Raw genomic sequence first — 20,202 nt, 5'->3', positions numbered from 1 at the left:
TTTCTATATTTTTATAATATTTGAGATAAACGATAATTTAGAAGAACAAGCAATGGCAATTTTCAAATCATGGTTTATTGATTTAGAACCATTTGAAAATCGAGTTCCATCTACATGGAAAAATGGTGTTCTTGGCGATTTTGTTGAAATAAAATGTGGTCAATCACCTCGTCCTATTCAAAAGTACTTGTCTAATTGTGGATTGCATTGGTTGAAAATATCTAATGCTATTGGTATTAGTTCTCCATTTATCAGTGAAATTAAAGATGTTCCGATTTCAAGTGTATGAGCTGCTGAAGAAATTCTATTCCAACGAGCTTCTTCTGAAACATGAAAAACATTTTCTTCAGCATATGCATCACGATCATCTTCAAACCCATAACCTTCAGCTACAAGTTTCTGATAACGTTTTTCAAATGAACTAGAAATGTATCGAAGGAAAATTAAACCTACAATAACTTTTCTATATTCAGCTGATGGAATATGTCCCCATAAAACACAAGTAGCATCCCATATTTGTTTTTCAAATCCAATATTTGCATTGTTTTTATCCGCTATCTTTTTTCCTCCTATGTTACTTCTCTAACTTTATTTCACAAATATCTCCAATATCACAATGAAATACTCTGCATATATGCATTAAGACTTCTATTGATATCGGTTAATTTTTGTAAATCTTTGAAGCAGTACTGGAACTCATTTCAGTGGCTCTAATCAAATCTTTTTGTTTCATTTGATTCTGCTTCATTAAGCCAAATAATTTATTATATTTTATCTCCATTTCTTGCCTCTTTTCTAAGTCAACAAACAAATAGACTAATATACTTTATATTATAATCCCAAAAATTTGCCATTACAATAAATCAAGATATATTAACCTATAAATATATGTATGTTGTTATAATTTAGTGACAATATATGCAGTTTTATATATAATTTTCTTCAATAAGCTTTTCTAAAGCCTGATTTTGTTATCTTTAATTCATTACTACCACTTAGAATTTCTACTCTTGGATAGCCTTCTTTACTAGTCATTTCTGCAATAACACTGCTACTATCATTTTTTCCACTTGTACTATGTGGAATAGGTCCAAATAATACAACTCGGTAATTCAAAGCATATTGTAACTTTTTATAATTATATGTTTTTGTACCGTTATAATCTAAACAAAATTCAAAGATTTAGTAATTTCTATTAATACGTTTTTCTTAACCTTAGATTGAACAATAACAACAATTTTTCCATCTTTGTTAGTCTCGTATACTGAATCATCTGATAATAAACCATCTAAGTCCCACTAATGAAGAAGAGATTCTAATTGCTCAGTACGATTAGCTAATGTAACTTTTCGAATAATAGCATTAATAACTTCTTCTAATTCTTCACTTTTTAGCAAAGTTATTCCTCCTTATCAAAAATGCTTCTTAATCTATTTTTACTTTTTCTATTTAACATTACTAATTCATCTATTGTGGTAGCATATTTATTTGCGATATCCATTTGTTCTTCTAATAGCAGAAATAAGATAATCATCTTTTTCAGCTTATCAAGTGTTATTGTCGGAATTGCTCCACCTGTATAAATGTTTTTAAATATTGCAACTCCTAAATCACTTGATAGAAACGCTTGTAAATAATATGGATTTATTTTTATTTCGTCTAATTCTATTACAAACAAGTTTCTTTCACAACGTCTTGGTTTTACGTTTACCTTTTGGACTTCGGTTTGCTTAGCAACCTTATCCACCATTTAGCCTCATCAAGTTTCTGTTCGTACGCTCAAAAGAATTGTTACACCACTTCCTTCACCCATAATATCACTATCAACAGCTTGTGGTTCACTACACTTGGCAGTAACTACCTGTGGTTGGTTTATTTCCAACTGAATTCATAAATGCCTGGCACATACATAAAAGAATACATTTGCATTCTTTTCTAGCATGTAATAAATTGAAATAATTTACTGTTTAACACATCGTCAACCAAAAAAACATTAATTTTGTGCGATTTCGTATTTCTCAATTAATTTTTACTTCTAATATGATTTCCCCTTTCAATCATTTGAACAAACAAAAATCGCCACCAATAATTAGTGACAATCTTCTAATAATAAATTATTTAATTCATAAGCCAAGCATAATTTTTACGACAATCAATAATATAGTCAACATAAACAGTATCATCTTTGATTTGATAAAGAACGATATACCATTTTTGAATAAACATTTTGCGATATTTATTTGGTATAATATATGTTTCATTAAAAAAAGGGAAACGTTGAAGCATTTGATTAAGAGAACGCATAACATCCATTATTTCTTTTTTCTTTGCCTTTGCCACATCTCTATTCACTTGAGCAATAAAATGAATGTGTGAAGCAAGCATTCGTTTTGCTCTATCAGAAATAATAACTTTATAATGTCGGTCTACGCTCATACACTATACCTCAGCAATAACACCATCAAGGTATTCATCAAGTTCATCTAGTGTACAACCCATATTACCAGCCATTCGATCTTCTTCAACCGCTAAAAGTTCTTCACGAAGTTTAAGCATTTGTTCCCTACGATTAAAAGCTTCGATGTCCATAACAACCAAATCACCTTCACCATTTTTTGTAAGGAAAACAGGTTCTCCAGTTTTTTTACACATATCAGCAATTTCATTGTAATTTTGTCGTATTGCAGCAGATGGACGAATATTCATAAAGAGACCTCCTTCTATTCGCGTAGTATAATTCTATATATATTATATCTAAATATTACAATATGGTCAATTATAGTCCCATCATTTTCTAATGGTACGATCAGACATCTCAACTGTTCCTACTAATACAAGCATATTAAATATTAATTGTCCTATATAAGACCCACACCTGAGTGATGGCAGCTACATCTACAACTGGTGGTGATGATACAAACAGAGAAAAGATAATACAAGCTAGTAATATGTCAACTCCTTCTAAAAGAACAACACAATAGCTTTTAGTAAAACTCCTTCCTACATTTTGTGTTGATTCACCAACAAACGTTCGCCATATTGTCTTAGACGAAGACATACTAAATGAACTTTCTTACCAGAAAGAACTTCAACAAAAAGTTATCAAAACAGAATTTATATTAAATTATAACGACATCTTCTTTCTTAACCCATCCACCTTCCACAACATCCGCGTAAGACCAAAACACATCCAATTCAGCACAAAGCCAATAACCTTAGAATAATGTAAGGATAGAGATTTTCAAAAAAACACTCTAAATTCCAATATAATTCCCTTTTTTCCACTAACAGCTTCAAGTAATTTATCGTATATTTCTTTTTCAGAAATAATACACCTACGAGCGAATTCACCAAAATCATAACCATTTTCTTCAAATTCAACAGCAAGTTTTGGGGTATTAATTTTGTTAACATTAATAGTCTTTATTATATTTGCAAAATCATCAAAAGAAAGTAATATTTGTAATTCATGGCATAATGCATCACACTTTATTTCATCATACATGACATCGATTTCATTAAGTGTGTACTCAAGTAAATCCAATCTTTTTTTTACATACTTTAATTTTTTAGAATATCCTTCTTTTTCAATAATAAGTGGTTTGTCATCATCTCCAACATAATAATAAGGGATTAATTTGACATCTTCTGGTTTAAATAGCGCAGAATGATCTTTAAAATAACTATTTCTTTCCCAATCAATTTCCATTGTTCCAACACCTAACGAAATCATAGATCCCGTATATATAAATTCCTCCATTATAGATGATAAAAATATTATAGACTATCTTCTATTCTATTATCTAAGGCAAGTATATTCCATTTTTAAAACTTTTCACAGTTCTTCATAAAATCAATTATATTAATATGTTTAATACCATTACGTTTTTGTAACAAGTAATCAGTTGTAGCAACATACTTTGGATAATTATCTTTGATTTGCTCTAATGATTTATATTCTCTATCTTCTGTCTCTTTGCTTGCTAAAATTGTATATGCCACTTGAACATAAGAATAATTTGAGTCATGATCCCGTAATATAAAATCACATTCCAATTTACCAATTCTCCCAATACTTACCGCATAATCATGACTTTTTGCATAAATATATATACAATATTTTCTAAACAAGGTCCATAATTCATTTGATTATCTGTATTTAATGCATAATAAAAACTTAAATCAGCTAGATAATACTTCTTTTCACCTTTAATAGATTTCTTGGATTTCATATCATATCTAGAACAGTCATAAATAATCTTTGCATCCAATAAAGCATGAACATATTTAATTACTGTTGGCTTAGTTATTTTATTACCATTTTTTCTTAATGAATCTACAATATTATTAATACTTATTGGAGAAGCATAATTATTTATAATAAAGTTTTTAACTATTTCAAAAGCATCTCTATCTTTAACTTTAATTCTTCTAATATCCTTCTCAAAGATTTCTTTGATTACATTTTGAGCATATGTTCTTCTATCTGCCACACTATCAAATTGAATAGAACGTGGAAATCCACCATCTATAATATAAGAACTTAATTCCTCTAATGGATTAGAACTGATTGATTTTTTATAGAACAATTTCATTGATTCATATTCTTCAAAACTAAGTGTATAAATCTCGAATTCAATATAACGTCCTGTTAATTTAGTTACTAATTCACCACTTAATAAATATGAATTTGATCCAGTCACAAAGATAGAATAATCATCTTCTGATCTAAATCCATTCAATACTTCTTCAAATCCATCTACATTTTGAACTTCATCAATAAATAGGTATTTTGTACCTTTGATATCCATTGTTTTTTCTTCAATCAAAGCATCCAATTGATCTGCGCTTTTAATATTTCTATATCCATGTTTATCTAAATCAATATAGATAATATTATCTTCAGAAACACCTCTATCAACTAATTCATCAGCAATTGTTAACATTAATGATGACTTACCACATCTACGAACCCCAGTAATAACTTTGATAATATCAGCCGCATCATAAAAGCCCCTAATCTTCTTTAAATAATTTTCTCTTTTAAAAAGCTGCATATTTATCACGATAACAAAGTTATATGCAAGTTATCAATACCATTTTTTCAATTTTATCATTTTTGGTATTCATAACAACAATTTAACCACCTGAAAACAAAGTAACTTAGAATAATATGATACTTTTATTAATTTGATAACAGTCATTACTTCATATTATATAGCTAGGTATTGACCAAAATTAAAAAATATTCATTTTTGGTCAATAGAATTATCACATTATTATAAATTCATTATATGATAACTTCATTTTTGTATAATGCATATAAATAAGCATAAATAATATACGAGAAAGAAAAAATCGCCATGAAACATGACGATTTAATAACAAATATAATTTTGGACTATTCCCACTCGACTTACAGACCTTATTTTCTCATATTTTTCCGTACTAACAATACATATTTCGTCTATAATTTCCTCATATTTTAACTATTACAGTACGTCTTTGAACTTTTTGTAGCCAGTAACATTTACCACTGGCTACTTTTTTATTTTTTTATATTTACATAACATTATCAGTCCATAGTTCGCATTGCATCATTACTATTTGAACAGCATCTTCCATTCCTTCAGGTGGATACCTATGTTTTTTAAGTAATTTCTTGATTAGCATACGCATTTTTGCACGTGCAGATTCTTTTTTCTGCCAATCAACAGTTTTATTGCTTCTTAGTGCTTTCGTTAATTCTCTAGTAATAGCGATTAACTCATCATTTTCATAAAAATCTTTAATTGCTTGTGGTCTTGTTAAAGCGTCATAAAATGCTAATTCATCGGATGTTAAACCTAGTGCATTTCCTTCTTCGCGAGCTACTTTAATTTGCTTGGCTAAATCTAACAATTCTTTAATAACTTCTTCATTACTTAACATTCCGTTTAAATAAGAATTAATTGTCGTTTGAATTATTTCAGAGAATTTTTCTGATTTAACTACATTGGTTCTTCTATATACCTTAATTTGATCTGCAATTAGTTTTTTAAGTACCTCCACAGCTAAATTTTTCTCTTTTATTTTGCCAATTTCTTTTAAAAAGTCAGTATCAAACAAAGAGAATTCTTGTTTTACATCACTAAATAAATTGATTACTCCATCACTCTTGATAGATTGCTTTAACAACTCATTAATCCGTTCATTCATTTCTGGAAGAGAAATTTTACCTTTTCCACCTTTATTCATTAAACGGTTTAGCATAACACGTATTGCTTCAAAGAATGCTGCTTCAACACGAAATTCTTCTTCAACAATAGATGAGCATAATTGAACAGCTTGATGTAACGCTGTACTTTCTCTAATAAAATGATCCTTATCTTCTTGTCGTTTTGGGTCTAACATGAAGTTTACTGCACCACTGATTGTTTTTGCTTTTTCTAGATTTGTTCCAATCTTAAATTTATACCAATCATAACCATGCAATAAATCTTTACAGATTTGAAGTTTCTCTTCAAATTTAGTGTAAGCAGCTTTAGATATATCCATATCTCCATAGTTTTTCTTATCTCTGACAGTATAATCGTTCATAGCTTCTTTTAAAGCTTGAGCGATGCCGATATAATCAACGACAAGTCCACCTTCTTTATTCTTGTAAACACGATTTACACGAGCTATAGCTTGCATTAAATTGTGCCCATTCATAGGTTTATACACATACATAGTTGCTAATGAAGGTACATCAAATCCTGTTAACCACATATCAACAACAATCGCTATCTTCAATGGGTCATCATTGTTTTTGAATTTAACAGCCAACTCTTCCTTATGTGCTTTATTCCCAATAATATCATGCCATTCTTCAGGATCTTTATTGCTAGAAGTCATGACACATGTCACTCTTTCCATCCAATCAGGGCGTTTCTCTAATATCTTCTTATAGATTTTTATTGCGATAGATCTAGAATAAGCAACAATCAATGCTTTTCCAGTTAATAAATTTGCACGATTGTCTTCATAATGTAGCAAAATATCATTAACTAAAGATTCAATTGTCTGATCAGCTCCAAGAACTGCTTCCATTTTACCTAATTCTTTCTTGCTCTTTTGAACAACTTCCTCATCAGCAGAGTTAGCCATTAAATCATACTCTGCATCAATCAATCTGATTATGTTATCATCTAAATGAAGTTTAATAACTCTACTTTCATAATAAACAGGGCGAGTTGCTCCGTCTTCAACAGCTTGAGTCATATCATAAACATCAATATAATTACCAAATACTTCTATAGTACTTTTATCTTTAGCAGAAATCGGTGTACCAGTAAAACCAATAAACGTTGCATTAGGTAAACTGTTACGAATTATACGTGCTGTGCCTTTTACAACTTTCGCTTCATCTTCACCTTTTTCATTTTTTATAATCTTTACTTTTTCTTCCAATCCGTATTGACCACGATGAGCCTCATCAGCCATAACTATAATATTTCTTCTATCGGTCAACACATCAAATGAATCTTCAAACTTCTGCATCGTAGTGAAGATAATTCCATTTACCTTGATATTATCTAACAGATTTTTTAAATGTTCTCTACTAGTAGCTTGAACTGGTGTTTGTCTTAAAAAATCTTTACATTTAGAAAACTGTGAAAACAATTGGTCATCTAAATCATTTCTATCTGTTAAAACAACGATAGTTGGTGATTCTAAAGCTTTTTGTAATAAGTGTGCATAGAATACCATTGATAATGATTTTCCACTACCTTGCGTATGCCAAAAAACTCCACCTTTCCCATCGGTTACAGTAGCTTTTTTTGTAGAAGTAATAGCTTTTCTTACAGCAAAATACTGATGGTATGCTGCCAATATTTTTATAATATTTTCTCCATCATTTGAAAAACAAATGAAGTTTTTTATAATGTCTAATAATCGTTCTTTCTCAAACATTCCTTCAAAGAATGTATCGAATTGAGCAAATTGGGTATTTTCATAACTACCATCTTTTGTTTTCCATTCCATATATCGATCTTCACCAGAAGTTATTGTTCCAGCTTTAGAAGTTAATTGATCACTCATAACACAAATTTGGTTATAAATAAACATTGACGGTATTTCTAGCATATAGTTTCTTAATTGAGCATATGCTTCAGATACATCAGTTTCTTCTCGTGATGGCGATTTTAATTCAACCAATGCTAATGGCATACCATTGATAAATAGAATAACATCAGGTCTTTTGTTACTATGCTCAATAAAAGTCCATTGATTCGCAACTACGAAAGAGTTATTCGATACATTTTCATAATCAATTAAATAGACGATATCCGACTTTTCTTTTCCATCTTTGAAATATGAAACATCGACTCCATTTTGTAAGTAGTTAGTAAAAACTTGATTTTTCTTTTCTAACGATCCGTTTTCAATATGGGTTATCCGATAAATGGCATCTTTAATGGCTTCTCTATCTTTTCCTTTGTTAATTCTATAAACTGAATCTTCAAAATCATCTACATATAAAGGATTCATATAATCTCGCTCAAGATCTGGTCCATAGACATATCTATAATCCATTCCCTCAAACAATTCTATAATTGATTCTTCATAACTTGATTCTGTAAAATGTGTTGGCATACTTTCACCTCATTTCTAATATTTTTACATATATTATTAACTTTTTTATCTACATTTAATTTTATAACTATCATTAACCACTAAACAATAATTTAGTGGCTTAAAGGTCAATGTCGGAGACATCAAGTTCGCCAGACATCAATTTTGGAAGTAAAGCATCACGAATATTGGAAAGCCTAATATTTTCTGCTTCAAGAATTTCTTGTTGCTGAAAAATAGGACTACAAAAATCATTGAATTGTGCAATGGTTTTGTCATCAGGAATAACAACTGGAACGGATTTCATTCCTGTACCAGAAATTTCTTTGAATGTTGAACCTGATGCCATTCTTTCAATAGTTGGCAATAACCACTTTAGAAGAAAATACATAAAAGCTGTCCCGATATTTTCATTTGGTACTACCGATTTGAAACCTTGATTAGTTGTTAATTCATTAGCAGCAATAGCAATATAGCCAATAGGTGCTCTTGAACTAAATAAAACAGTTCCAGCTGGCATTTTGGTCGTACTACTTTTGGAGAAACCCAATTCCGAAATATCATTTTCTCCATGGGATATAAATTTTGACTTATTCAGGGATAAGTCTTTAGGAGTAATCCAAGCAATTCCATGTTCAGCATAGTATTTGGGTTTTGCTTTAGATGGAGTTCCACCAGCAACGATGGTTCCAAGATCAGAAAGTACGCCCTCTTGCCATGCAGAATTTACATTTTCCACAAAGAGTGAGCGAAAAAGCGTTTCCATTTGATGCTCTAAATTATTGTTTATTCTCTGATTGTTCTCAATTTTATCATCTATAGCAACTAGCATTTTCGCTATACGATGTTGCATTTGAGTATCCGGTATAGCAACCTCAATATTTGCGAAAGTATCCCTTGTAATCGTATCGAATACTGAACCATGAGTCATTGCTTTAAGCTTTCTCACGCTGTTTTTTATCAAGTAATACAAGAAGGTATTATCAATGCCTTCTTTAGCTCTTATACCATAACAGGACTGATTAAAAGCCATCGGAAACGGTATCATAGCCAGTTCTCCAACAGTTCCTCTGGCTGAAATAATGATGTCATCTCTTTTGAGTAATTTCGTTGAGCTGTTATTAAGTCCTTCTTCTGTAATAGTTTTTTCTGTGAAATAAACATAGCGGTTCTCATTGTTAAAATCTTTAACTGACAACCAGTTAATATTTCCGCCCCAATACTCCGCTTTAGATGTTTTGGGTGTACCACCACCAATAAGATTCACTATATCTATCAGTAAGGTTTTCTGCCATTCAGCCATAATCAAATTCCTCTCTATCCAATATATTTTCGATGAGCAATTTTAACATTGCTCTGTTTAACCATTGCGTATTGCAAGGTTGTATCTATTTTTCTATGCCCCAAGAGCTGTTGCAATTGCTCAATAGGCATTCCTTTATCTATTGCCATAGTTGCAAGGGTACGCCTGAATTTGTGAGGGTGTACCTTTTGCAAACCTAATTGTTTTCCAAATTCTCTCAAACGAACTTCAACACCACCAATTTGTAATCTTTCATGTGGTGATTTTAATGACACAAATAGTGCTTGGTTGTTGTCCGTTCTGCTTTCTAAATAATTCTGTAAATGTATTTTGGTACGAGCATCAAAATATACCACTCGTTCCTTACTGCCTTTACCGAAAACAATACATTCTCGTTCGTTAAAGTCAATATCATTTCGATTAAGCAGTACCATTTCTCCAACACGCATACCTGTTGAAGCAAGCAAATCTATAATCGCCAAATCTCTCAACTCAATGCATTTATCCCTCATAAGCTCTAATACTTCATCAGAATACGTTTCCTTAATGTTTGTACCTGTTTTTACCTTATGTATTCTTCTTACAGGGCTTTTTAATATGTAATCCTCATCCTCTAACCAAGAGAAAAAGCTTGAAAGTATGCGACGGATATTATCAATCGTAACCTTACTTGATTTTTTTCTTTCCTGATAATCAGTTAGATATCCTCTAACGTCATCTGTAACAATATGCTTTACGTTCTTGTTAAGATCGACAAGCATTGCATCAATGGTTGCTTTGTAGTATTTAAGAGATTTCTCGGAACAACCCTCAATTCGTTTTGCTGACAGGAACAGCTCCACAAAGTTCTGCTCCGAGAATTTCTCTTTATTCTCTGATTGTGTTACCTCATAATCTGCAAGAGTGTATTTAAGTACCTCTTGTAGCTTTTCGTTTTGTGCATTGTTCAAGTAAGGTAACATTCCCTGAACAATATCTTTGATTAAATCTTGTTTCATAGTCAATTCTCCTTTGAAATATTCTTAGAGAACAACTATGGAGCGGAAGTCCCCTGATATTAACTCCCGCCACCCACGAAAGTTATAGGATATGTTATATGCTAAACAATAATTTACTGGAACAAGTGCTAACTTTATATCTTAATAAATTTGTCGATACCATCAATGATGAGCGAAGAATTTGCCGTGCTGACGAATATTTTGATATTTCTATTGGTAAAACGCCACCAAGGAAGGAGCCGCAATGGTTTAGCACTAATCCTCAAGATGTCACTTGGGTATCTATTTCAGATATGGGTAATTGCGGTCTTTATATCAGTAGCAGTTCTGAGCAACTTACAAAAGAAGCACTTGACCGTCATAATGTTAAAGTAGTACCTGATAACACAGTTTTACTTAGCTTCAAACTCACTGTTGGCAGAATCGCAATTACAAATGGTGATATGACAACCAATGAAGCGATTGCACATTTTAAAACTAACAAGAAAGAAATAAATGAATACCTATATTGTTATTTGAAATGTTTTAACTACCAAACTATGGGCAGTACATCTTCAATCGCAACTGCCGTAAATTCAAAAATAATCAAAGGTATGCCATTTGTCGTTCCAACCGACAATGAATTGAAAGAGTTTCACGACTTCGCTGCACCAATGTTTGCAAAGATTAAGCATAATCAAATTGAAAGCGACAATCTGGTAGCACTTAGAGATACGCTTTTACCTAAGCTTATGTCTGGCGAGTTGGATGTGTCAAACATTGAACTCTAAGCCACTAAATTATTGTTTATTTTATTATTTAAAGCAATTTTATCATCCAGTGATTTTAGTATACTGGAAATTCGAGTTTGCTTGTCAAGTGAAGGAAAATTAATTTCAAGATTTGCTACTATATCCGTTTGTACTCTTTGTCGTCCAGATGATCCAACCATTGACTTTATTGCAGGTTCTCGTACAACCGAACTGCAAACAAGGTAGTAAACAAAATTAGGAATTGTCCACCCTTTTTTTGCTCTAAACACAATGTATTCAGTTGAACCGAAACCCACCTCATTTTCATCCAAAATAGTCACCATAGCGGTTTTCCCGTTCTCAAGGCAAGGGGTAATTCGAGCCATAATAGTATCACCATTACGAAACTTAGAGCCTCCATTAAATTCGGCTAATTCATATTCCAGAATATCTCGACAAAATGGTTGGAGTTTGTCCATTCCTATTTTCTTAGCTATACAACCTTTAGCAATTGTTTCTCTCGGATTCATTTCAATATAATCAATTAAAGACATTTTTGTTCGATTTATATTCATATTTAAGTCTCACTTTCATCTTCGTCCTCATTTATTCTATATACATCTTCAACAGAAAAAACAACATCCTCCAATTTTTCAACTTGAATACCTGCATTAATGATTTCTGATATGTTTCCGCCATCTTTTAAATTGTATTCAATTCTTAAAGTGGTTTCTATATAATACTCTTTTGAATCTTCATTTTTATTTAAACATTCAATATTATCAATGCTTACCAAATGAGCAGTTGTTGAAGTAATTAAACGCCCTTGTTCAACAAAACCATAATCTCGTTCTATTATTTGTACAAGAAAATCTCCAGAATTTAGCCAATCGATAATTTCCTTATTTTCATCAAAATCTTCAATTGGTTGATAGGAATATTTATCGATTTCTAGCGCCCACTCTTCTAATTGTATCTTAACTTCACTTTCATTTTTGCATATAAATAGTGAAGAATCTGATATGTTTTCTGTAAACTCCTTTAAAAGAAATTCTCCAAAAGCATTATCTTTAGAATAGTATATAATTTTTGAGTTTCGATGCTTTAATGCAAATTCTAAAATACTTTCCCATAACAATGCATCTTTAAATCCTTTATCGGACTTTTTATCTTTTCCTTCAAAAGGAGGTAATTTATCGAATGCACGATTTACTATGCTTTTAAATCTATTATTAGAAGCAATTGGAATCTCTATAACTTTATTCAATTTTTCTGAAATTTCTTTCTTATATTCTTCAATTCTAATTTTTATGTACTCTGGATAATTTATTGTAGAATTCTCCTGTATGGAATACTCAGGGAACCGTTTCTTTGATATTGTATTTTTATAGGTTAAAAGTAATTCATCATGCTTTGCTATAATCTGTTTTTCCATTTCATTCCAAACAACACTTGGGATCGCTACGGTTACCTGATTATATATATCAAGTTGGTTAATCATATCAATTACATTTTCAAATGTTGCATTAAAGTTAAAGATTGTGAAATCCGCTTTCTTTTCATATGCTTGGAAAAGAGCATTTGTATCAAAAATCAACCAGTACGTTGTTTCATCGCTTAAGTTCATACCCAATCGCCCCCAATTTATTACGAATTTCCTCTTCAAGTTCATGGGATTTGGCAAACATATCAGATAATTCAGAAGTTAATCTAGCCATCTTTTCATCAAATGGTTCATCATCTTCTTCTTGCTCTTCAATACCGACATATCTTCCTGGAGTTAAAATATAATCTTGATTTTTAATATCTTCTATAGAACACACAGCACAATAACCTTTTTCATCAACATCAATTCCATTTTGGAAATCTTCAAATGTTTTTGCTATTTTATTGATATCTTCTTCTGTGAAATCACGATGTGTTCTATCTACCATGTACCCCATTTTGCGAGCATCAATGAATATTGTTTTTCCTTTTTGTTTTTTATCTTTAGAAATAAACCATAATGTTACTGGAATAGTAACGCTGTAGAACAATTGTGTTGGTAAAGCGACAATACCTTCGATTAAATCATCTTCTATAATGTTCTTTCTAATTTCACCTTCACCACTTGTTTGTGATGATAAAGCACCATTAGCTAGTACTAAACCGATTTTCCCTTTTGGTGCTAAATGATAAATCATATGTTGAATCCAAGCGAAGTTTGCATTTCCACCTGGAGGAGTACCATATTTCCATCTCACATCATCTTTTAGTTGATCAATTTTTAATCCTTTCCAGTTAAATGGAGGATTAGCCATTATAAAATCTGCTTTTAATGTTTTATGTAAATCATTGGTAAATGTATCTGCATTATATTGTCCAAAATCAGCATCAATTCCTCTAATTGCCATATTAATTTTTGCCATTTTCCATGTGTCTGGATTTGCTTCTTGTCCATAGACAGAAATACTATCCCTATTTCCACTATGAGCTTGAATGAATTTTGCCGATTGAACAAACATCCCACCTGAGCCACAACATGGGTCATACACACGACAGTTATCATATGGTTTTAATATTTCTACTAATAATTTTACAATGCTAGAAGGCGTATAGAATTCTCCTCCATCCTTACCTTCTTTAGCCGCAAATTCAGCTATACAATATTCATATGTTCTACCAAGTAAATCCATATCTTGATCGGTACCATCCATATGAATTTTGTTAGTAAATAAGTCTACCACATCTCCCAAAACTGTTTTATCTAAATCAGGTGTTCCATAATTTTTAGGCAATACACCTTTTAAAGTTGTATTTTCCTTTTCAATAGCTTCCATTGCTTCATCAATATATTTACCAATCTCTGGTTCATGGGAATGGACTGCTATATAATCCCATCTGGCGACTTCTGGAATGAAGAAAATATTTTCTTCTGTATATGCATCTTTGTCTTCTTCAAATCCATAACTTTCTTCAACTAATTCTTTATAACGCTTATCAAAAGCACTGGATACATAGCGTAAAAATATCAATCCTATAATTACTTTTCTATAATCAGCTGCTGGGATATGCCCCCATAACACACATGCCGCATCCCACAGTTCTTTTTCAAATCCAATATTTGCATTTGTTTCCTTCGCCATATCTAATCCTCCCATACAATTTCTACTACATCTTCAATATTGCATTTCAATCCTTTGCATATCTTTACAAGAACTTCCATAGATACATATTCGTTCTTTGAAAGTTTAGCTAAGGTATTTTGACCAATGCCTACTTCTTTAGCAAATTCCGTTTTCTTTAATCCTTTATCGATTAATAGCTTAAACAATCTGTTGTAACAAACGTTCATAACACTCTCCTTTTTTACAATCCATTATAGAAATCTTTTATTTTACGAGCCATTAAAACTCTACGTTCTTCTAAGAATTTTCGATAATTCTCTATTGAATAATTACAAAAATCATCTGGAATACAATTTTGTTTAAAATTATCTTTTAAATTAACCATATCAACTATTCCACCAATTGTAGGCACTTTATTTTTGATTTGATCTAAAATACATTTCATATAAACATGTGGAGCTACGTCTTTTATTTTTATGTTGATTTCCGACTGAGTATAAGCATAATTTGCGATTTGATTATATTCTCCTCTTGCATCCAATCCATTTTTTTGAAGATATTTTTTAGGAAATAGATGGTGTATATCCCCTCTATTCTCAATCAACGCTTGAACAGTTATGTGATTTGATAAAAAACCATGATTTCCTTCCTTTACTTGAGCCATTAAATACAATTTAAAATAGGGGCTACTGGCAACGGAAGTGTTTAATCTTGAAGGTAAAATATGTTCCCAATAAGCATCAGACAATTCTCCTAATTCAACACTATGTAAATATTCCATCGGCTCATTGCTATCAAAACGCTTAATATCAAAATCAAACATTGATTCTGGTGAACCTGAATACCTTCCAGTTAAAAGCGATAATACAATCCATTTTCTAACTACAGTTTCTATATAATCTGCATTAAACCCTTTATCTCTTAGTAAAATGTATAAAGCATACCCAAAATTCAAAGCATTGTCCGATCTAACCAATGATTCATCAATGATGCCCGCAGATTTTACTATCATTATAAAACGGTCAAAATTTGTTTTATTAACAAATTTCATTACACCATTTCTTAGTTTTTCATAAGATTCTTCTGATATTTGTTCTTCATAACCTCTAGTTTCAAAATTTCTTCCTGACAATTTACTAACTAAGTCAGCTAACTTTCCTCTTAAAAATTGAGAAGTAAATGCTACTCTTAATACATCAGTATAATCAGGACTATATATATCATCATGATTTCTTGCAATCCATTTTAGTTTGTCAAATTCATCTAGTTTGCAGAAATCTCTATCATTTTCCATGATGGTTTCTATATCCATTGGTCTTTGCTTTAAATGACAAAAATAATCTATAGTTTTACGAATAATATCTCCTCCGTATTTTTCATTAGAAGAGATTTTAGACATGGCAAAATCCGCTTGCGATAGCACTGTTCCCTTTGAATTAATTCTTATAAAAATATCGGTCACAGTTTCAATATCTAGGCTATGCTCTAATTCAATTACACCTATGTTATTCGCCTTTATTGCTTGAAGATTGGTTATTGATTTACTTATTTTAGATGGATCTACATTATTTTCTTTTGAATACTCAATTGAAAAATTAAAACTATCAAATCCTGGTTCAAAAATAACTGAAATATCGTCAATCATTTTACTATCTTTTCCAATAGCTGGATTATAAACTTCAAATATTTCATTTATTGGATTAAACGAAATCTTAATTCTTACCTTCTTGTATTCTTGATTAACAACATCATGTCCAGCAATAGCAGCAGTTAGTGCAGTAATACGTTGTTGTCCATCAATTACAATTTTCTTTCCACTACTTAAAGTTCCGTCTTTTAATTTAATATCTGGATTTTTCCATATAATAATATATCCAACTGGATAGCCTTTATATAATGAATCTATCAAATCTCTTACTTTTGTAGAATCCCACACAAATGGTCTTTGCATCTCTGGAATAGCAAATTCACCACTTTTTATCCAAGAAACTATGTTTTCTACTGAGTAATTATTTACTATATACCGTGCCATAATAATCTCCTGTCCGTAAATTTTTATTTTCTTTTTAATTATAAACCATTTTATATCATAATGATAGATAATCTTTGCATTTACAAATAGTTTTATACAAAATATAAAGATACAGTATCTATATACAGTAAAAGTCCTGGTTATTTCCAAGACTTTGATTTTTTATAATGATTGCTCATGTTTTTTGTGAAGCTGATATGCAGGATTTTTATTTTCTGAATGAATTACTCTATGAATGAATCCTTTAACTAACTCTGGTGCTTTTCGAACAGCTTCAATAAGATCTTTAGTTTGTTCTTTAAGTTCTTCATACAATAATTATCTCATTTATTTATAAACTCAACAATATATTTCATACAATTTGAAAAAATAAATTTTTGTTAAAAAAAAGAAGTGGTTTCCCCAATGTCATTAAGTTAAGATATTGTCTTTATAGAGGATTACAATAAAATGTAACCCTCTTTTTTGTTTTGTTTTTTATTTAAAGTATTGACATTCGTACATATTTGTGTGGCCTATTATTTATCTTTTTAAAATAAATAATAGGCCAATTGTTTATAAGTATACGAAACGGAGGATTACTTATGAACAATGTCAACTTTTTACGAAATATGGGTGCTAATGCACTCAAAGATGAATTATATGATCTGTTTGATTTCAAAAACACACCTACGACTTCTGCTTTTGTTCAGCAGAGTTTTCAAAAGAAGAGGAGCAGAAAAATATCGATATGGAATAATGACATCAGGAAGAAGAGCATGAGTGGAAAGGCATTTTTCACATCGAACACGTTGGACATTGATAAGTTCATCACTGTTATTAAAAAGATATCTGAAATATCTGCCATGATTATGAAAAAAACCAACAGTACCGCATTTAGGACATTTAACAGTGGCATAATTTAAGCATCTGATATCGCTGTCATAAGAATCCTGATTGTATTTAGTATCAGTATTGAAAACCTGGCTAATAGATGTTATCATAATAATGGTTTTGGAGAATATCAAGTGGCTCGGCAAAGCGGTATGATATTCTCTATTCCATTCTATAAAGTAGTTAGAATAATGTGATTATACAATTATCATATTATTTCACATAAAAAGAATCAACTGATTAATCTAATTTGATTAATATGCAGCTGATTCTTTTAATTTAATTTAGTAATTAACAATAAACATTTATTATGAATTAGGAATCTCCATCATATTTTCACCTTTTTCTTCTATTATTTTTAAATGCTCAAACTTTGTCACATATGTATCAGCTGTTGAAATCGGGATAAATTCAACTAATCTAACATCACCTTTTACAAAAGTATCAATTTTAAATTTTAAATCATTAAGATTAACTGAATATTTACCAAACACATATGCTAAATCTTCGTCTTCTAAAGTTGCATCATATAATATAGGTAATTCTTTTTCTAAACGATATAAATAAGTACAGTTGGATTTGTTCATCATAGAATAAATTGATTTTAAAGTGTCAACATTATTGATACTAAGTTCAATTTTATCTGGTCTTAAACTAGATATTATAGAATAGCCTTTCTCGATAAAGTTAATAAGTTCTTTCCTATATTTATCATCAAGTTGGTAAACACTCTCTGGACAAATAAATTTCGCATCAAAATAATTCTCGATTTTCCTTAATTCTTCTAATATGTTTATTGTTTCATTATCATACTCATCGCTACATGATAAATTATCGGCACTAATAATTATTTTTTCATTACTTTTCAAACATATTTTTTTCAATGGATCTTTAGAATCAGCAAATTCATTACTATAGTTATATATTTTTTCCCTCTCTAAAATAGATTCTATATTATTCCTCTTCTTGTTGGGTAACTCAATTTTAAAATCAACGCTTTTATCTGATTTACACACAATTGAAACATCAACATTTCTTGTCACATGCTTTTTATTACTCATTTTTAAACAATGACTTGAATTTTGTTCTTCTACCATAACTTTTAAGTCTATCTCTCTTTTCAATTGATCATAATTAAATTCTAACTTACAATCACTAAACATTGTACTTTTATCACAAAAGCCATTTTCGTCAGGTATACTTATATTTGGTTCGTCAAATTTGTGCCATCCACATATACTATTATATTGATAACTAACTACATCAAATTTCTTTTTCTCCTTAACTTCTATAATACTAAACGAAATTGGATGACTGTCGGAATAATATGTTGCACCACCTGTTAAGATACTTCCACCATCTTTTTGTTTATTTATTATCGGTTTATCACCCGTTTCAGTGTGTCCACATAAAATTAAATCTACATTTTTTTGTAATAAAGGTAAAGTTGCCTATCTATTATCATACGAACACAATTCATGAGATGATAAATATCTACTTGGATGATGAAATATTGCAATTGCAAAACAATCCTTAGTTGGTAAAATATTATTTCCTATTAAAGATTTTACCTGTTCTAAACCTATCCACATCTTATCTTCACTTATAGTTTTTTTCATATAAGACAAAAGAGCAGTATTAAAACTTGTTAGTATTAATTCTTCGTTATTGCTTGTTATTTTTTTATACCCAACACTGTAACTATACTCAAGATCACTATTCATAAAAAATATATATGGCTCAACATTTAAACTTTCACAAAATTGTTCATAATATTCTAATGTTGTTTCGTAAAATTGTATATTTTCATATCGATAAATATTATCGATATCAGCTATATCACTTTCTTTATATAAATGTTGGTAATTGCCATGTTTATGATATAAATCATGATTCCCAACACAGAAACTAAGATCTTTTCCATCGAGTTTAAGTGATGATAATAATTTTTCAAACCACTTTTTCGCCTCATCAAAAGAAGAACTTTTAGGAATAACATTACCAGATAAAAACTGATTGCACTTCTTGCATTGTATGTAAGGAGTGAGATTATGGCAAAAGACCCCATTAAAAAAGCTGACAATGGAACTTATTATTTCAGAGCAAATTTAGGATATGATACTTTAACAGGTAAACAAATTCAAAAATATCAAAGTGACTTTAAAACAAAAAAAGAAGCTAAAACAGCTTATTCTAAATCAATGTCATTAAGTTAAGAAGATAAGAAAGAAGTCATAAGTATAGAATATAAAAAATCTATGCTTATGGCTTTATTTTATGTACACAAAAAAGTACAGTCTTGAAACTGCTTTTCCAAAGGTATATAATAGTCGTGTGTTAGTCAAACCTATAGTTGAAACATACGACTTTTTTGGCAGAAACATGACGTGTGCTTGTTCTTCCTGGTCGGACAGGAAGTATTTCTTTGGCTATCAGGTTCTCAACGGGTGATTTTTTACCCGTTTTTTTGTTTAGAAACCTTCTTATGATATGCGATGCCCTTGTAAAATTAATTTGATATGTATACTTTGTCTTCTTTTTTATTATCTTTATATCCTGT

The 20,202-nt window shown here is 30.4% G+C and carries 24 protein-coding genes and 2 pseudogenes; 3 read left to right on the top strand and 23 right to left on the bottom strand.

Annotation, left to right across the window (positions count from 1 at the left end; all coding sequences use genetic code 11):
- Positions 1–52 precede the first annotated feature (52 nt).
- Positions 53–289: a restriction endonuclease subunit S domain-containing protein gene (locus BMW96_RS08530; protein WP_092354454.1), complete on the top strand. Its 237-nt coding sequence runs from the start codon at positions 53–55 to the stop codon at positions 287–289.
- Here the strand turns inward: BMW96_RS08530 and BMW96_RS08525 are convergent.
- The 13 genes and pseudogenes from BMW96_RS08525 to xerA form a co-directional block, all read right to left on the bottom strand.
- Complete coding sequence (locus tag BMW96_RS08525; protein ID WP_433915389.1) at positions 178–483, bottom strand: type I restriction-modification system subunit M N-terminal domain-containing protein; 306 nt, start codon at positions 481–483, stop codon at positions 178–180. The two genes, BMW96_RS08530 and BMW96_RS08525, sit on opposite strands and share 112 nt — an antisense overlap.
- 91 nt (positions 484–574) lie before the next feature.
- Positions 575–748: pseudogene (locus tag BMW96_RS14495) on the bottom strand (helix-turn-helix domain-containing protein).
- A gap of 194 nt (positions 749–942) precedes the next feature.
- Complete coding sequence (locus tag BMW96_RS14155; protein ID WP_157796100.1) at positions 943–1,116, bottom strand: hypothetical protein; 174 nt, start codon at positions 1,114–1,116, stop codon at positions 943–945.
- 283 nt (positions 1,117–1,399) lie between these two features.
- The gene (locus BMW96_RS08515; protein ID WP_092354452.1) at positions 1,400–1,750 is read right to left on the bottom strand and encodes a restriction endonuclease subunit S domain-containing protein; all 351 of its coding nucleotides are present in this window, start codon (positions 1,748–1,750) and stop codon (positions 1,400–1,402) included.
- Between the two features lie 9 nt (positions 1,751–1,759).
- The gene (locus tag BMW96_RS14690) at positions 1,760–1,882 is read right to left on the bottom strand and encodes a hypothetical protein (protein WP_257606892.1); all 123 of its coding nucleotides are present in this window, start codon (positions 1,880–1,882) and stop codon (positions 1,760–1,762) included.
- 236 nt (positions 1,883–2,118) lie between these two features.
- Positions 2,119–2,436: a type II toxin-antitoxin system RelE/ParE family toxin gene (locus BMW96_RS08510; protein ID WP_092354451.1), complete on the bottom strand. Its 318-nt coding sequence runs from the start codon at positions 2,434–2,436 to the stop codon at positions 2,119–2,121.
- Between the two features lie 3 nt (positions 2,437–2,439).
- A complete protein-coding gene (locus tag BMW96_RS08505) occupies positions 2,440–2,706 on the bottom strand; it encodes a type II toxin-antitoxin system Phd/YefM family antitoxin (RefSeq protein WP_092354449.1) in 267 nt (88 codons plus the stop codon).
- 535 nt (positions 2,707–3,241) lie between these two features.
- Entirely contained in the window at positions 3,242–3,733 is a 492-nt protein-coding gene (locus BMW96_RS08495) for a HEPN/Toprim-associated domain-containing protein (protein WP_092354447.1), read from the bottom strand.
- A 92-nt stretch (positions 3,734–3,825) separates the two neighbouring features.
- Positions 3,826–4,056 (bottom strand): hypothetical protein, encoded by a 231-nt coding sequence (locus BMW96_RS14355; protein ID WP_211283638.1) that lies wholly within the window; start codon positions 4,054–4,056, stop codon positions 3,826–3,828.
- A gap of 20 nt (positions 4,057–4,076) precedes the next feature.
- Positions 4,077–5,057 (bottom strand): ATP-binding protein, encoded by a 981-nt coding sequence (locus BMW96_RS08490; protein ID WP_218139418.1) that lies wholly within the window; start codon positions 5,055–5,057, stop codon positions 4,077–4,079.
- 505 nt (positions 5,058–5,562) lie between these two features.
- Positions 5,563–8,619, bottom strand: a complete 3,057-nt coding sequence (locus BMW96_RS08485; protein ID WP_092354445.1) for a type I restriction endonuclease subunit R — start codon at positions 8,617–8,619, stop codon at positions 5,563–5,565.
- A gap of 100 nt (positions 8,620–8,719) precedes the next feature.
- Positions 8,720–9,901 carry a restriction endonuclease subunit S gene (locus BMW96_RS08480; RefSeq protein WP_092354443.1) on the bottom strand — a complete coding sequence of 394 codons (1,182 nt, stop codon included), beginning with the start codon at positions 9,899–9,901 and terminating at the stop codon, positions 8,720–8,722.
- Positions 9,902–9,915: 14 nt separating this feature from the next.
- The gene (xerA, locus tag BMW96_RS08475) at positions 9,916–10,899 is read right to left on the bottom strand and encodes a site-specific tyrosine recombinase/integron integrase (RefSeq protein ID WP_092354441.1); all 984 of its coding nucleotides are present in this window, start codon (positions 10,897–10,899) and stop codon (positions 9,916–9,918) included.
- A gap of 98 nt (positions 10,900–10,997) precedes the next feature.
- On the opposite strand from xerA, the gene BMW96_RS08470 reads away from it, so the two are divergent.
- Positions 10,998–11,669, top strand: a complete 672-nt coding sequence (locus BMW96_RS08470; RefSeq protein ID WP_180320310.1) for a restriction endonuclease subunit S — start codon at positions 10,998–11,000, stop codon at positions 11,667–11,669.
- Here BMW96_RS08470 and BMW96_RS08465 read toward each other — a convergent pair.
- The 9 genes from BMW96_RS08465 to BMW96_RS08430 all read right to left on the bottom strand — a co-directional run bounded on the left by BMW96_RS08465 (position 11,666) and on the right by BMW96_RS08430 (position 19,366).
- Positions 11,666–12,205: a restriction endonuclease subunit S gene (locus BMW96_RS08465; RefSeq protein ID WP_092354439.1), complete on the bottom strand. Its 540-nt coding sequence runs from the start codon at positions 12,203–12,205 to the stop codon at positions 11,666–11,668. The two genes, BMW96_RS08470 and BMW96_RS08465, sit on opposite strands and share 4 nt — an antisense overlap.
- 2 nt (positions 12,206–12,207) lie before the next feature.
- Complete coding sequence (locus BMW96_RS08460) at positions 12,208–13,257, bottom strand: PIN domain-containing protein (protein ID WP_092354437.1); 1,050 nt, start codon at positions 13,255–13,257, stop codon at positions 12,208–12,210.
- A complete protein-coding gene (locus BMW96_RS08455) occupies positions 13,241–14,755 on the bottom strand; it encodes a class I SAM-dependent DNA methyltransferase (protein WP_092354435.1) in 1,515 nt (504 codons plus the stop codon). The genes BMW96_RS08460 and BMW96_RS08455 overlap by 17 nt, the downstream gene beginning before the upstream one ends.
- Before the next feature lie 2 nt (positions 14,756–14,757).
- Positions 14,758–14,964: a helix-turn-helix domain-containing protein gene (locus tag BMW96_RS08450; protein ID WP_092354433.1), complete on the bottom strand. Its 207-nt coding sequence runs from the start codon at positions 14,962–14,964 to the stop codon at positions 14,758–14,760.
- 14 nt (positions 14,965–14,978) lie between these two features.
- Positions 14,979–16,769: a GmrSD restriction endonuclease domain-containing protein gene (locus tag BMW96_RS08445; RefSeq protein WP_092354431.1), complete on the bottom strand. Its 1,791-nt coding sequence runs from the start codon at positions 16,767–16,769 to the stop codon at positions 14,979–14,981.
- Between the two features lie 162 nt (positions 16,770–16,931).
- Complete coding sequence (locus BMW96_RS14150) at positions 16,932–17,084, bottom strand: hypothetical protein (protein WP_157796101.1); 153 nt, start codon at positions 17,082–17,084, stop codon at positions 16,932–16,934.
- A 323-nt stretch (positions 17,085–17,407) separates the two neighbouring features.
- Positions 17,408–17,752, bottom strand: coding sequence for a DUF6431 domain-containing protein (locus BMW96_RS14795; protein WP_418361236.1), 345 nt, complete (start codon positions 17,750–17,752; stop codon positions 17,408–17,410).
- Between the two features lie 198 nt (positions 17,753–17,950).
- Complete coding sequence (locus BMW96_RS08435; protein ID WP_092354427.1) at positions 17,951–18,805, bottom strand: hypothetical protein; 855 nt, start codon at positions 18,803–18,805, stop codon at positions 17,951–17,953.
- Between the two features lie 288 nt (positions 18,806–19,093).
- Positions 19,094–19,366, bottom strand: coding sequence for a hypothetical protein (locus BMW96_RS08430; protein WP_092354425.1), 273 nt, complete (start codon positions 19,364–19,366; stop codon positions 19,094–19,096).
- A gap of 327 nt (positions 19,367–19,693) precedes the next feature.
- On the opposite strand from BMW96_RS08430, the gene BMW96_RS08425 reads away from it, so the two are divergent.
- On the top strand, positions 19,694–19,858 hold the full coding sequence (locus BMW96_RS08425; protein ID WP_211283641.1) for an Arm DNA-binding domain-containing protein: 165 nt from the start codon (positions 19,694–19,696) through the stop codon (positions 19,856–19,858).
- A 121-nt stretch (positions 19,859–19,979) separates the two neighbouring features.
- Here the strand turns inward: BMW96_RS08425 and BMW96_RS14350 are convergent.
- A pseudogene (locus BMW96_RS14350) lies at positions 19,980–20,202 on the bottom strand (IS4 family transposase); the annotation flags it as partial.

The sequence above is a fragment of the Thomasclavelia cocleata genome, assembly GCF_900102365.1.
Taxonomy (GTDB): Bacteria; Bacillota_I; Bacilli_A; order Erysipelotrichales; family Coprobacillaceae; genus Thomasclavelia; species Thomasclavelia cocleata.
The sequence above is the reverse complement of the archived record's forward strand: the minus strand, read 5'-3'. Positions and strand labels throughout refer to the sequence as shown.

Excerpts from the sequence above, each read along its gene's own strand:
- BMW96_RS08430 (WP_092354425.1), bottom strand. The coding sequence starts at position 19,366 with ATGAATAGTGATCTTGAGTATAGTTACAGTGTTGGGTATAAAAAAATA.
- BMW96_RS08490 (WP_218139418.1), bottom strand. The coding sequence starts at position 5,057 with ATGCAGCTTTTTAAAAGAGAAAATTATTTAAAGAAGATTAGGGGCTTT.
- BMW96_RS08465 (WP_092354439.1), bottom strand. The coding sequence starts at position 12,205 with ATGAATATAAATCGAACAAAAATGTCTTTAATTGATTATATTGAAATG.
- BMW96_RS08425 (WP_211283641.1), top strand. The coding sequence starts at position 19,694 with ATGGCAAAAGACCCCATTAAAAAAGCTGACAATGGAACTTATTATTTC.
- BMW96_RS08480 (WP_092354443.1), bottom strand. The coding sequence starts at position 9,901 with ATGGCTGAATGGCAGAAAACCTTACTGATAGATATAGTGAATCTTATT.
- BMW96_RS08485 (WP_092354445.1), bottom strand. The coding sequence starts at position 8,619 with ATGCCAACACATTTTACAGAATCAAGTTATGAAGAATCAATTATAGAA.
- BMW96_RS08460 (WP_092354437.1), bottom strand. The coding sequence starts at position 13,257 with ATGAACTTAAGCGATGAAACAACGTACTGGTTGATTTTTGATACAAAT.
- BMW96_RS08450 (WP_092354433.1), bottom strand. The coding sequence starts at position 14,964 with ATGAACGTTTGTTACAACAGATTGTTTAAGCTATTAATCGATAAAGGA.
- BMW96_RS08515 (WP_092354452.1), bottom strand. The coding sequence starts at position 1,750 with ATGGTGGATAAGGTTGCTAAGCAAACCGAAGTCCAAAAGGTAAACGTA.
- xerA (WP_092354441.1), bottom strand. The coding sequence starts at position 10,899 with ATGAAACAAGATTTAATCAAAGATATTGTTCAGGGAATGTTACCTTAC.
- BMW96_RS08505 (WP_092354449.1), bottom strand. The coding sequence starts at position 2,706 with ATGAATATTCGTCCATCTGCTGCAATACGACAAAATTACAATGAAATT.
- BMW96_RS14795 (WP_418361236.1), bottom strand. The coding sequence starts at position 17,752 with ATGATAACATCTATTAGCCAGGTTTTCAATACTGATACTAAATACAAT.
- BMW96_RS08495 (WP_092354447.1), bottom strand. The coding sequence starts at position 3,733 with ATGATTTCGTTAGGTGTTGGAACAATGGAAATTGATTGGGAAAGAAAT.
- BMW96_RS08470 (WP_180320310.1), top strand. The coding sequence starts at position 10,998 with ATGCTAAACAATAATTTACTGGAACAAGTGCTAACTTTATATCTTAAT.
- BMW96_RS08510 (WP_092354451.1), bottom strand. The coding sequence starts at position 2,436 with ATGAGCGTAGACCGACATTATAAAGTTATTATTTCTGATAGAGCAAAA.
- BMW96_RS08455 (WP_092354435.1), bottom strand. The coding sequence starts at position 14,755 with ATGGCGAAGGAAACAAATGCAAATATTGGATTTGAAAAAGAACTGTGG.
- BMW96_RS08445 (WP_092354431.1), bottom strand. The coding sequence starts at position 16,769 with ATGGCACGGTATATAGTAAATAATTACTCAGTAGAAAACATAGTTTCT.
- BMW96_RS08530 (WP_092354454.1), top strand. The coding sequence starts at position 53 with ATGGCAATTTTCAAATCATGGTTTATTGATTTAGAACCATTTGAAAAT.
- BMW96_RS08435 (WP_092354427.1), bottom strand. The coding sequence starts at position 18,805 with ATGTTTAGTGATTGTAAGTTAGAATTTAATTATGATCAATTGAAAAGA.